This window comes from Terasakiella brassicae (assembly GCF_014641495.1).
Taxonomy (GTDB): Bacteria; Pseudomonadota; Alphaproteobacteria; order Rhodospirillales; family Terasakiellaceae; genus Terasakiella; species Terasakiella brassicae.
The window spans coordinates 1-11,801 of sequence record NZ_BMHV01000042.1 but is presented as its reverse complement, the minus strand read 5'-3'; the positions used below and the strand labels follow the sequence as shown (position 1 = coordinate 11,801).

The following is an 11,801-nucleotide window of genomic DNA, read 5'->3' as shown; positions in this document are numbered from 1 at the left end:
CAGTGCAAGCTGGACGGCTTCGCTTTTAAATTCATCAGATTTTTTGAGACTCATTTATTCCTCCTGTAAATCTCAGTTTAACAGAAGGTGCTCTCCAGTTTTAGGGGACGGGTCCAAACTTCATAAAAGCCAGCCTATCTTCGGATAGCTGGCTTTTCCCATTTTCGGATTTAGCTCAGAAGATAATCTCTTTGGTTTTGATGGTTCAACCAAATCGGTTCATTGAAAATGGTATGGGAGAAAACTTCACCGACAGAAGTCACATAGACAAATTCACTGCCGGGTTGATCAACGAGGTTTTTGCGAATGTTCGCAGCTCGCTTTTGTGAACTTGTCTGTATCAGCACGACAAAATTTTTAAATTTTCCAAACTTATCCTGCACTTTTTCCTGTTGGTAGAGGTTGTAGCCAATAACCTTCTTTCGGATCGTGCTGAGAGTTTCAGTTCCCCGGTCAATTTCCACAAAATACAAACGCTGTTTTTTTGCATATTCACCCTTACCTTGAAGGATCATTAAGCCATCCGGGTAAACCACATACCGTTCTTTCGAAAGGGGATGGTAGACTTCGTGATATAATTTATACCGTTTGAGGCGCGTCGCTTTATCCGCATGCCCTTTCATTTCAAAATCACAGATAAACCGAGCCATTTCCACAACCGAATGATTTTGCAGTGCCAGTTCAACATTCAAACGAAACTCTGACAAGTCCAGCGCATGTTGCAAAAACATTGTCTTCACTTGATGAGATTTCTTAAAAATAGAAACTTTCTCACCCATTTCCGTGAGCAATTCCTGTCCCTTCCTATCAAGGAAGTATGCAACCTCCGCCCCGCCCTTTCCCGGCACAATATAGGGCTGGATACGCCCTAGGTATTTTGCGTGATAAAGATATTTTAAACGCCGTGCCGTTGATTGTTTGGTTTTATTGTCAGGAAAGACCAAACGCTGTATCTGCGATGTTTGCAAATACCGATACCGATTAACTGCCCGAAGAATATCTATATCTCGTTCTGTCAGTGAAAAAGGCACATCTTGGCGTTTATCACGGGGCAGATAGGTCTTAGACATTGAACGGGCTATCATCCTCAACAGCTTCTTCTTTTGGCTGTTCAATCACGATAGGAGGTTCGTCAAAGACCAACGGTTCACCGTCAGAGAATAATTCACGTTGGCGAGTTTCATAAGACAGCCGGGCTTCATAAGCAGATTTGTAATAACCTTCATGCGCTTGAATAACAGCTTGAGTAAATTCTTTTACTCGTTGCGGCGTATGTTCAGGATCGTAAAAGACCGAGTTCACATGATCTATTTTGACCTCAACAGGTTTTTGACCGTTCAGCTTTACCAACGCATAGCCTGTATCAAGATTTTTCATTCGAGCCATCTGCATATACTGAATTTCTTCAAGCGACCAGAATATGCGAGAGGCCAATTCAGTGAATTCTTCCGTTTCATGGAAGGGGATAATGTTGAATCCCTCTTGCTGTCCTTCAGTTACACGCCGAGACCAATTCGAATGATCCGTATGAATCGTCCCTGTATTTTGCGTGTATTGGTTCATCTGAGTTTTGGCATTTCCAGTCGTTGTACGCTGTCCAGAGGTGCTTTCATCACTGCTGCCAGATCTCTTTTGATCTCTCGCACCATAATCACGAGAATGCATGATTTGTGTGTTTTTGGCCTTCTTGCTAGAACGATTTTGATCCGTACTATTGGAAACCTGTGAACTGTTCCCGTCCATCACCGAAGTGCCGGAGCTTTCCGCTTCACTGCTACCACCGCCTTCTTCATTGGTCACCGCATTACTCTTCAGATTGACTTTGACGGTACGCTCAACTTCCCTTTGCCGCATTTTAGTGACATAGATTTCATCTTTGATGCGTTTCAAATCTTGAAAGCCCGTCATCACTTCCTGAGACATGATCGTTGCGTCTTCAACACTCAATCCGCCGAACACCATTTTATGCTTGCAGTTCGTCATAACCGATGCATAGAGGTATTCATCTTCCTTTTTAAGCTGGGCAAGGTGTTGGTGGGCAAGCGTCAAGAAAAGACCAAACTTCCGTGTCTCTTCAAGGGCATAGGCTATGTCTCTGGTCACGTACTGGGCGAACTCATCGATAATGAGATTGAAAGGTTTCAAGTTCGGATCGTGAGGGTCACGCAACTTCGCCACTCGGAAAAATTCGTTCACAAGCATAATGCCTAGAAGCTGGCAGTTCTCACGGGGAATTTCACTGCCTCCTGCCAGATTACACAGAAGAATTTTCCCAGAGTCCATCACCCCAGCAAGATCAAAGGCAGTGTCTCGCTGACTTATTATCTCACGCACCCGATGGTTCTCAAGGAAGGAGACCAAGCAGTTTGACGGGCCTTCGATATAGTTCTTCTGTTCTTTCGGTGGCAGTTTTTCAAAATCTGCCCAGCCACTTAAAACCTGTTCGTTGTAAATGCCCTTGAGAAGATCAAAACGTCTGTCTTTATGCTGATGATAGAGGAACGGCACAGTCTCTAGGATTGTCAGTTCGTGCTTAATTATAGGATAAAACACAAGACGAAGCATGGTTGAAATGCGAGGAAAATCTTCTGGCTTTCCTCCCATGCTTTTAATGATTGAAGTCATCATCATATTGGTTATGTAGTCTATATTCCTTACACCCTTGGGGATCGGGTTAAACCCTAATAAGCTATCATCATCACCCGCAGGATCGAATAAAATCACACGATCACTTAAATCAGGACGCTGGGTTGAGATGTAAATCAGCAAGTCTTTGTATAACAAGCCGTGCGGGTCCATAAGACACATCCCATTTGGGCTATTCAACCATTGTCGCACGATGTGTTCCAAGAGTTTAGATTTCCCGGTGCCTGTACTTCCTACTATGTGGGCATGTGCATAACGATCAATTGCCGACATGGTGACACGCTGATTGCCACCTTCAATCTGACCGATTGAAACAGGTTTAACCGTTGATTTTTTGCCCAGAGCCCTCAACTTCAATGAACTTGCTTTCTTAAGCATTTTCCAACCTCCCCATCTGGTTAGCCAAAAGGCGTTGCAAATACGTAATCTTCGTGACCTTTTCTTCCTCACAGAGGTTCGGGTCTTTGCGCACACGGGAAATTTTCTGGGTGTAGAGGTCAATGACCGTCTCGGTGGCATCCACCTCCTCAATATAATCAGCAACGTTGCGTCCAGCCTGAGGCGTAACCAAACCGTTTTCTTCACATCCAGCTTGAACCGCAATTGCAATTTTCAGCAGATCGCCATGACATTGTGTCAGAAGGTCTTTTTCGCTGATGTTATCCAGTTTCAACGTAAGAGCATGAATAATTTCAGGAAGAGGATATGAGAGAACATTCTTTGCCCCAAGATCGTGCTCAAATTTGACCAACTCCCGTTCCCTCGCATGAAGCTTAATGATCGCGGGATGCGTCTCATCATGAAGCCTAATGTCACGTTGATAGAGTTCGAGAAATTCCCGTAATTTTTCTCTATCTTGATTTACATTAAAGTCTAACTTTCTGACCTGAGAAAATTTTGATTCAATTGTCGCATAACGTGATATTATTTTCCCAAACTTCCCTATCCATCGCAGAAAACAAGATAGCTTTTGGCTCACAAAGCCTGCACCAGATATTATTTGTTCGCGATGCTCATACGTTCCTTGCACACCTGTCACAAAAATTCGCAGAAAATACCGTGCAATTTTCCACGCCACGAAAATCAGTAAAATCAAAAAAATAAAAGGAAAGATTATTTCCATTGCACTCTCCCAAATGAAATAGGAGGCTCAAGAGAGCCCCCTACACTTCGATTAGCTGATAAATTGGATTTGGACACCACCAGTTAAAAGCGGTTCCAAAATATCACGGATTGCCTTTTCCGCCCCTTCTTTGGCATGTTTGACATGTTTAGCATCTTGAAGAATTTCACCCCCTAATGCCTTTTTATACGAGGCTATAGTCCCAACAAGCATATCCGTTTCCTGTTGCTTGGGGACTAAAAATCCTGAATCGGAAATCAATTTGGAATTACTTAGATCGGCTTCTATCGCAACTATAATTACATCCGGCAATTTGATGACCAATTTCCCGTTGTTGACAGTTACGTGTTGCGGCTGGATGGCAGCAAGGTCGATCCCAAGGCTGATACGTGCAGGGATTACGGCCTCCACACTGTTAGCAAAGAGACGATTAGAAACAGCCGTCTTGACTTGAGCGGCAAGAGAGCCATCAAGGCTTGTGTCTTCATTTTTGACTATCATTTTGCGGGTCTGCTCGACCACCAATGTAACAAGTTGCTTGTCTTGAGAAGCGTGCTCAGCCAATGCTGTCAGGCTTTGGTTCCGCACCTTGCTGACATTGGTACAAAAGAAGCATAACTCCGTTTTAATATCTTCCCACCAACTGCTTTGCTGTTGAGCGTAAGCCACATTTACATGCATAGCAATAATTCCGGCAGAAGCTGTCATCAGAAGTTTGTTCATAGCTATTTCCCTTTCGCCTTGGTCAATTGAATGACTCGTAAACCCGCATAGCGTTTTGAAATCGCATCCATAAAAGTTTTGATCAAAACATCTCGGGATGAATCGAGATAAACATCGGCATTCTGTTTTAAAATTGCAGGGGGTTCTCCACCTGAATTATGACTAAGCCAATAGGTGTAAAGAGGTGTATTCCCTTTTAATGTCGACAATTTTTTTGGATCATAACTTGCTGTATCCTCACCATCACTGATCAAAACAACAGCAGTAAAATCGCTTTTCACTTCGCTTGCCTTTTTAAACCCAGTTTCCAAGGCTTCCCCTAAGTGAGTGCCCCCACCCTTGGTATGATATTTGGATATCATTAACTTCGACATGCGCAAGCAATCCGTATTTTTCTGATTTGCCAATTCGTTGGTTTTCTCGTCAAACAGATAGAGACCACAGTTTGTTGAGCCGCCAAGAGCTGTGCTGAAGGTCTTAACAGCATTCTCAACATCTTTTTTGAAAGGTGCCATTGAACCGCTTGAGTCAACCATCAAAATGATTGAAATTTTGAGAAGCCCTTTGCCATCCATGAGAGCAAAATTCACTTCCTGCCCTGTGGCATAATTAAGAACGATAAGACTATCCGCTGGCGGAAAGTGAGTAATCGGTTTACCGTTTTTTGCAAACCGAACCACCATACCATCATCGTAATTCGTATCGCTAAGAATGATCTCGTAATCAGTACTGCCAATTACCGTTTTGCTGTTCTTATCAACCGAAAAATGTTTTGTCGGCATTCCGTTTTGGGCGGTTGGTGCAAAACGCTTAGCCCAATCTATCATTTTCTTATCGGAAGCCGTTAATGCGGGAGGCGGTAAAATACCAGCCTCCCAATCAATTTTAGTCTCCGTCTGAGGAGCCCAGATAACTTTCTGGGCTCCTTGGTCTGTTGGCGTGGCGGCAAACACAGTTACCGAAGACAAGGCATAAACAGCCGTAGCAAAGCTCTTCAAAAAGCGTTTCATATTACCCCCCATACTTTGCTGAGGTGGCAACATCGGTCAGAACCGTGGCGGAAATGCCTTGATTATCCAGCATTTCGTTCCATCCTTCCAACTGCACTTCATGCAGATAAACCACATTGATTTCGATATTATTTTTCAAGAAAAAGTCGAGTTTCAAATCCGGTTTGCGGTCTGCTCTCAATACCGTGGTCTCGCCCCGAACACATGAATCACCCTGTATTCCGGGAGTATAGATATACAGCTTACTTTCACTACGCTCTGCTGTATTCATTTTACGAACACGCCGCTCAACTTCTTTCAAAGTTGCGTCAAGACGATTGCACCCCTGCCAGCGTGTAATGACACTCAGAAGCCCTTGGGGATTGTTTTCAACATTCGCTTTAGAGCCATCCACCACAGCCGCCGCAATATCTGAAGCATATACGACCATGTCACGAGAACCACCAAACAACCCAGTATCTTCATAAAGGATCGCGCTTAAAAAGTTTCTCTTGGTGTTTTCGGCACGGTCTTTATCCTGATACGCTGTGCTAGTGTCCATCACAATCAGATCAGCAGGATCTGCTAAAGCGTTGAATGCGGATAAACACACAACTGCAATAAGTGTTGCTAAAACTTTCTTCATTTTGATTCTCCTATTTTTAACCAATACGATGATCATCATTGCGGGATTTTGCCTTTTCAGAAGAACTCCAAGGCATATCCTCCCAAATCACGTGATCCCTGTTCAGATGGATCCCGTTTTTCTTAAGTTGTTCAAATGCTTGCTGAATGCTGTGACTAGATGCGACAATATCAGTCATTGCTTCTGCCATGCGATGCATACAAGCCGCGAAGGCTTCCAACGCACCCGCACGATGATTAGCGAGGTCTTCAACACGGTTGAAATCATTTCTCATCGCCGTGTATTCGTTATCTTTTTTCAGCTCTTTCGTCTCAAAAGCTCGGCGAGATCGGGACAATTTAGCTTCATGGCGGCAGTCAGCTTCCGCGTTCTCTTTGGTTAACCGGCTTTCTTCTTCGATTTTTGTAGTTTTTGCACTTTCACGTGCATCACTCTGTTTAGCCTTATGAATTTTCAACTGTTTTTCGGCTTTCAGATCACGGATTTCGCTTTGATACAAACGATCAAGCCACCAAGACAATGTCATGGTTGCAGTAAAAAATAGAAGACCAATCAATCCTGAAGTAATCACTTCCGTCATGTTGGGTTGCATATTGATTGAACCAAGAGCATTTCGATTGATGCGCATGAATGCATAAAACCCCTCCATGCCTGCAACAGAGAGCAAAGCAAGTGAAGAGATAATAATGCCTACTGGGTCTCTTTCGCGTAATGCGCGAAAAAATGCATCTGGAGCAAAAAAGAGTATGGGGACCATTATGGCGGCAATTACGATTGAAAGCGCTGAGTACCTCAACGTTGACATGATTAGATATCCATTCACGCATACAAGAAAGGACTTCGTACCCCACTTATTTCCGTAATATTTTGCGTATTGCGACATAGCGTCACCTCCATTCAATAATTTGAACACGGCAAATTGCCGCCTCATTTAATGGAGGGTACAATAACTCAATATCGTCTCATTGTAAATATACTTTAGGTCATTTGCAGCGCGTTGCCTGAATTATACCACAATGCTTTCGGGCTGTCTCATAAAGGGGATTCACAAAAGCGGTGAAATCTGATTCAACATAGAAAACGATAGGAGTTTTCTATGGCGGCCCCCATCCCTTTACAAAATGATTTTAACGCAACAAAACTTCGCAAATTGACGAGATCAACATCGGATGCCACACAGGCTCGGAGACTTTTAAGTTTGGCGGTCATTTATGACGGTGGTACCCGAACGGATGCCTCAAATACGGGTGATGTCACTCTGCAAATTATCCGCGACTGGCTTTTGCGTTTTAACAAGGAAGGCCCCGAAGGCTTGGCTGGCAGAAAGCCGTGTTTGCTCAATGAAGATCAACTTCAAGCCTTGGAAGATATTATTGAGAAAGGGCCAACTCCTGCCATTCACACGGTCGTGCGATGGCGCTTGTGTGATTTGACGCAATGGATTTGGGAAGAATATCGCATCTCGATTTCCACATCGCGTCTTGGAATTTTACAGGCCAGAGGCTGGAGAAAACTCTCGGCACGTCCCTGCCATCGTCAATGCAATGAAGAAGCCAATGAGGCTTTCAAAAAAACTTTCCAGCCGGAGTGACGGAAATCCAGCAAAAAAAGGCACAGGGCAAAGACATAGAAATCTGGTTTCAGGATGAAGCCCGGATCGGTCAAAATAATAAACAGACCCGGCGCTGGGCCAAACGCGGTACACGCCCCGAAGCTATTCAAGACTTGCGGAACCGTTCAGCCTATATTTTTGGGGCGATCTGTCCGAAAGAAGGTAAAGCCGCAGGGATCGTCATGCCCAAATGCAATACATATGCGATGGAATTCCATCTCCAAGAAATCTCTTTGGGCATCGCCGAAAATGCACATGCCGTCATTATTATGGATCAGGCAGCATGGCATACGTCAGGAAAGCTGAAAGTGCCTGACAATATAACCATTGTGCCCTTGCCACCAAAATCCCCTGAACTCAATCCAGTTGAGAATATCTGGCAATTTATGCGGGACAACTGGCTGTCGAACAGAGTGTTCAAGTCATACAACGATATTGTCGATCATTGTTGCTATGCGTGGAACCTGCTGTGCGATCAGCCATGGAAAATCATGTCCATCGGTATGAGGGACTGGGCCCATAGGTCATAGCAATAGCATTTTGGTAATAGTTCCGATCTAATCTAACAGTCGCCCAGTCAAAACGGGCATGTGTCAGATCAAGTCTGCACTACTACACATTAACGCTTATCCCTGCTTCCTTTGGCGATATTCTCGCATCGCCTTCGCTCGTGCATGTCGAATTTGATCATCTGTAAGTGATGATATTCCTTTTTCTGAGATTGTCTGACGCGATGGGAGAACAGATTCTGATACTAATTTTTTTTTCTTTATTTCACGATCAATTTGCCGAATTAAGACAGCCCCTGAATAACGTCGAACATCAGCTTTAATCGCCCATCCAATTTTCACCCATATGCCCCATTTTTTCTCCAAAAACTCAAGTCCGGACATACCACTTTTTTGTACACCATCAAACACGGGTATTTTAGAAAAAACTTTTTTAAGTTCATCCTGCCTAGCACTCTCGTCCAATTCAATTAAATGAGAAAGGAGTTCAAAGATTTCTGGATCTTTATCCCTATCTACAAAATCCGCAGGATTAAGGTCGTCCTGTCCTGTCAGTTTTTTGATTTCCTCATTCTTGTCGGAAATGATCTGATTGAGCGTATTTATTTGTTCTTCAAGCTCAACAACCCGCATTTCTAGCGCAGATATCCGTTCCTGTTCAGTTTCGGGACTAACATCAGGCACCGTCTGTAAGTCTGGTGTAGAATTCAATATTAATGAGATTAAATGTTGGGATGTGTCCTGTAGCTGTCTAAAGACATTGCTTGCAGTACTTTTAAAGGCCTCGTATTGCCTCTCGTTTTCCGGAACCACCCTTTTACAAAGGGTGAGGTATGAATCATACCTATCTCGCTCACTTTCGTCAATTAATTCACATATAACTGTTGTATATTTTTTATAAATCTCACACGCTTGAAAATAACTCACATCTTCAACATTGAGCCCCTGAAGATATTGCAAAAATTCAATAGCCTGTTCTTTCGTCAGAACCGCCTGAGGAGAGTTAACTAGTTGCCGTTGGATTGGGGGTCGTGCCATTTTTTGCGTTCCTGCTGTTCGTCTTCTTCTAACTTATATAGCCTAGAATGAATTTTTCGCAAAAATTGCTGGTGGACACTGTTGTCTAAATCCTCAAAAAGCATTTCACGGCGAATACGTTCATACTCTCGGGCATCCTCTTGTTCCTTTTCTGCTCGCCTACGTTTCTCATGGATTGTTTCCCGATGCCGTTTGGCACAGAAAAAAAACAAAAGAGACGAAGCATCTAACGCAAGAACAAGCATCGCCGGAAAAAGCATGAACAGCTTATGGTCTTGGATAAAATTTAAAAATATTACGTTATGATTATAAACAAAATCTTCACCGTAGGTGGCCAAAACCTTGGCGTGATTTTGGTTCATTATCTCAACCTGTGAATTTTCATCTTGACCCAACTTTTCTAAGTACAAGCTAGTTTTTGAAAATGCCCTAGCATAATTATCCCGGTAACAACTCAAAAGTAACTTAATACCGTACTCAACCTTCCCCCTATCTGAGGTTTGTAGAGAACCATTGTTAGGTTTCGGTAACGGCTCGTAATCTGCATCAAGATTACACTCTGAAGTAAATGCTTCTAGTATTTTTTGAATATCGACATCCGGCTTTTGTTCCTCCCAGACATTAACAATATCCTCTCTTAATTCTTTAATTTTACGGTCTAATTCGGGATCACCTTTCGTAGGAAGTGCAGCAAATGGAATTGGAGGGGTTGAATTCTTAACGTATGCTGACAGCAGGGTATATTTACTAATCAAATCATTGTACTTTGCTTTCAAGTTTTCACACTTTTCATCACACCAGCTATTTTGAGCTTGACCATATACGTCATCAATGGAATTTGATAAAGATTTTGCATAATTATCAGCTATTGATGTTTCCAATTCCTTTAAGTTATTTAAAGAACTGACAAGCAAAGGTCTGATCTGAGCATTAACGATATTGCTTTGATTCTGCCAAATTGCAAACAAGTTGGAGTACATGGAAACAAGAGTAGCTAATATAACCAATGTAAGCTTCCCTGCACTCCACCAGCGATTGCCTGGAGTATCCCATCTCAGAACGTGACGTCCTGTATCCAGTCCTAAATAAAAAAGTAGAATGCCGAGCTGAATAAAAAAAGCCAGAAACCAGGGAGCTAAAGGAATTGACCCCGGGAAGGCATTAAATTTCTCCAAGCCACTCCCTGTGATAGCGAATGATAGTATGTTTACACAAACCGTTGCGAACACAACGACCTTTAAATACCAATCCGCCTTATTCCAGTCCTTTTGAAAGTCTCTACCAGATCCTTCTTCTGATTTGATCAATTCTTCATTGCTCATTATATATCCAGCATTATTGTTCGTTTTCGTCTGAACCTGAGTCTATGAACTCAAACAGGTCGGCTGAAATGTCTTGGAACATACTTGTGCTTACAGCTTTAAGATCATTATTGATTACTTTAAACATGTCACCATGCGTCTGAAGAAATTCCTTAATTACGATTTCCAGATGCTTTGGCAACTTGTCCAAATGATCTTGAAATCCGACCAAGGCATCCGTCAAGTCTGGTACTTCCACAGCTTTTTCACCATCCAGTTCGGCAAGAAGATTATGTATCTCCGCATTTCCGAGGTTCATTGATCGGGTAACTCTAGCAATACTGTGCATGAGCTTTAAGTGGCTCTGAATAAAATGCTGATAAGCCTCTACCTGGACTCCCGCGACTTTATCAGCGACAGCTTTTTTGGCGCCAATCGATGTTAGTTTCATATCTGCACGCAATCGCCCGATATTAATTCGTTCGACCAATTCCGGAATATCTTCTTCAAGTTCCGCTCTCAATCGCTTTTCAAGTTCATCTTTAAAGCTACCGTCAGACAGTTTATCCTTTAAAAATTTTTCTTTAACTCGTTTTGCATCATCGAAACTGAAGAATTCCGAAAAGTCGTCTTCGAAAAAAGACTGATTTTCTCCCCTATCTTTCCCCTGTGAATCCTGACTTCCTGCCTCTTCCTTTTCGGAGTCTACTTTCCCTTGAGTTTCCTCAGTGCTGTCAGATTTAACTTTGTCGTCGCCATCCTCACTCATTTTCACCTCCATCATCTTTGTCAGTCTTGTTTCTAAAACTTTCTAAAGCAAACACATTATTGGCATAAGACACAGTAGCATTCTGCCTTTCAGTCGCCGCCTTGACACTGTCAACATACTTCTTGCCTGCCGAAACTATCTCTGGATTTACGGCATATCGAGTTACGAAAAACTCCATTATACTCATTGATAGAAACTCAAAATCAGTATCTTCAGAAATATTTTGAACCTCTACCCCAACATAGACATGCCTCATTCCCTCATCATGATAAATATGATGCTTAATTAATGAAAACGCATTACACTTTATTGAAAAGCTATCAGTATCTAGAGATGGTCCCCAAAAACAGGACAGGGTGTTAAGGTGGGATAACCGTTTTTGAAAAGGACTATCCGATGGCAAAACGCCGTAACCATTCAGCCGACTTCAAAGCCAAAGTAGCTT

The 11,801-nt window shown here is 42.8% G+C and carries 12 protein-coding genes; 1 reads left to right on the top strand and 11 read right to left on the bottom strand.

The genetic code is table 11. The features are described 5' to 3' along the window. Positions 1-170: 170 nt before the first annotated feature. The 7 genes from IEW74_RS16420 to IEW74_RS16390 are packed head-to-tail and all read right to left on the bottom strand — an operon-like array spanning position 171 to position 6,932. Positions 171-1,115, bottom strand: a complete 945-nt coding sequence (locus IEW74_RS16420; protein WP_188667141.1) for a replication-relaxation family protein — start codon at positions 1,113-1,115, stop codon at positions 171-173. Beyond that, complete coding sequence (locus tag IEW74_RS16415; RefSeq protein WP_188667139.1) at positions 1,063-3,024, bottom strand: type IV secretory system conjugative DNA transfer family protein; 1,962 nt, start codon at positions 3,022-3,024, stop codon at positions 1,063-1,065. The genes IEW74_RS16420 and IEW74_RS16415 overlap by 53 nt, the downstream gene beginning before the upstream one ends. Beyond that, positions 3,017-3,769: a hypothetical protein gene (locus tag IEW74_RS16410; protein WP_188667137.1), complete on the bottom strand. Its 753-nt coding sequence runs from the start codon at positions 3,767-3,769 to the stop codon at positions 3,017-3,019. Before IEW74_RS16410 ends, IEW74_RS16415 begins: the two co-directional genes overlap by 8 nt. Before the next feature lie 51 nt (positions 3,770-3,820). Continuing rightward, positions 3,821-4,492, bottom strand: a complete 672-nt coding sequence (locus IEW74_RS16405; protein ID WP_188667135.1) for a DUF4230 domain-containing protein — start codon at positions 4,490-4,492, stop codon at positions 3,821-3,823. A 2-nt stretch (positions 4,493-4,494) separates the two neighbouring features. After that, the gene (locus tag IEW74_RS16400; RefSeq protein ID WP_188667134.1) at positions 4,495-5,502 is read right to left on the bottom strand and encodes a vWA domain-containing protein; all 1,008 of its coding nucleotides are present in this window, start codon (positions 5,500-5,502) and stop codon (positions 4,495-4,497) included. Position 5,503: 1 nt separating this feature from the next. Continuing rightward, positions 5,504-6,127 (bottom strand): hypothetical protein, encoded by a 624-nt coding sequence (locus tag IEW74_RS16395; RefSeq protein ID WP_188667132.1) that lies wholly within the window; start codon positions 6,125-6,127, stop codon positions 5,504-5,506. A 16-nt stretch (positions 6,128-6,143) separates the two neighbouring features. Continuing rightward, complete coding sequence (locus IEW74_RS16390; RefSeq protein ID WP_188667130.1) at positions 6,144-6,932, bottom strand: hypothetical protein; 789 nt, start codon at positions 6,930-6,932, stop codon at positions 6,144-6,146. Positions 6,933-7,223: 291 nt separating this feature from the next. Between IEW74_RS16390 and IEW74_RS16385 the strand changes: the two genes are divergently transcribed. After that, a protein-coding gene (locus IEW74_RS16385; RefSeq protein ID WP_373283819.1) for an IS630 family transposase occupies positions 7,224-8,269 on the top strand; the annotation gives its coding sequence in 2 pieces (ribosomal slippage) (positions 7,224-7,706 and positions 7,709-8,269; 1,044 coding nt in all). Between the two features lie 96 nt (positions 8,270-8,365). On the opposite strand, the gene IEW74_RS16380 is transcribed toward IEW74_RS16385, so the two are convergent. From IEW74_RS16380 to IEW74_RS16365, 4 genes are read right to left on the bottom strand one after another with little or no spacing between them, the layout of a single operon-like run. After that, entirely contained in the window at positions 8,366-9,286 is a 921-nt protein-coding gene (locus tag IEW74_RS16380; RefSeq protein ID WP_188667128.1) for a hypothetical protein, read from the bottom strand. Further along, positions 9,256-10,608 (bottom strand): hypothetical protein, encoded by a 1,353-nt coding sequence (locus tag IEW74_RS16375; protein WP_188667126.1) that lies wholly within the window; start codon positions 10,606-10,608, stop codon positions 9,256-9,258. The genes IEW74_RS16380 and IEW74_RS16375 overlap by 31 nt, the downstream gene beginning before the upstream one ends. 13 nt (positions 10,609-10,621) lie before the next feature. Continuing rightward, a complete protein-coding gene (locus tag IEW74_RS16370; protein WP_188667124.1) occupies positions 10,622-11,356 on the bottom strand; it encodes a hypothetical protein in 735 nt (244 codons plus the stop codon). Continuing rightward, positions 11,349-11,612 carry a hypothetical protein gene (locus IEW74_RS16365; RefSeq protein WP_188667122.1) on the bottom strand — a complete coding sequence of 88 codons (264 nt, stop codon included), beginning with the start codon at positions 11,610-11,612 and terminating at the stop codon, positions 11,349-11,351. Before IEW74_RS16365 ends, IEW74_RS16370 begins: the two co-directional genes overlap by 8 nt. Positions 11,613-11,801: the final 189 nt, after the last annotated feature.

What these genes read in the sequence shown, in the direction of transcription:
- IEW74_RS16415 (WP_188667139.1), bottom strand. Translation starts at nt 3,024, where the DNA reads ATGCTTAAGAAAGCAAGTTCATTGAAGTTGAGGGCTCTGGGCAAAAAA.
- IEW74_RS16410 (WP_188667137.1), bottom strand. Translation starts at nt 3,769, where the DNA reads ATGGAAATAATCTTTCCTTTTATTTTTTTGATTTTACTGATTTTCGTG.
- IEW74_RS16405 (WP_188667135.1), bottom strand. Translation starts at nt 4,492, where the DNA reads ATGAACAAACTTCTGATGACAGCTTCTGCCGGAATTATTGCTATGCAT.
- IEW74_RS16400 (WP_188667134.1), bottom strand. Translation starts at nt 5,502, where the DNA reads ATGAAACGCTTTTTGAAGAGCTTTGCTACGGCTGTTTATGCCTTGTCT.
- IEW74_RS16395 (WP_188667132.1), bottom strand. Translation starts at nt 6,127, where the DNA reads ATGAAGAAAGTTTTAGCAACACTTATTGCAGTTGTGTGTTTATCCGCA.
- IEW74_RS16390 (WP_188667130.1), bottom strand. Translation starts at nt 6,932, where the DNA reads ATGTCAACGTTGAGGTACTCAGCGCTTTCAATCGTAATTGCCGCCATA.
- IEW74_RS16380 (WP_188667128.1), bottom strand. Translation starts at nt 9,286, where the DNA reads ATGGCACGACCCCCAATCCAACGGCAACTAGTTAACTCTCCTCAGGCG.
- IEW74_RS16375 (WP_188667126.1), bottom strand. Translation starts at nt 10,608, where the DNA reads ATGAGCAATGAAGAATTGATCAAATCAGAAGAAGGATCTGGTAGAGAC.
- IEW74_RS16370 (WP_188667124.1), bottom strand. Translation starts at nt 11,356, where the DNA reads ATGAGTGAGGATGGCGACGACAAAGTTAAATCTGACAGCACTGAGGAA.
- IEW74_RS16365 (WP_188667122.1), bottom strand. Translation starts at nt 11,612, where the DNA reads ATGAGGCATGTCTATGTTGGGGTAGAGGTTCAAAATATTTCTGAAGAT.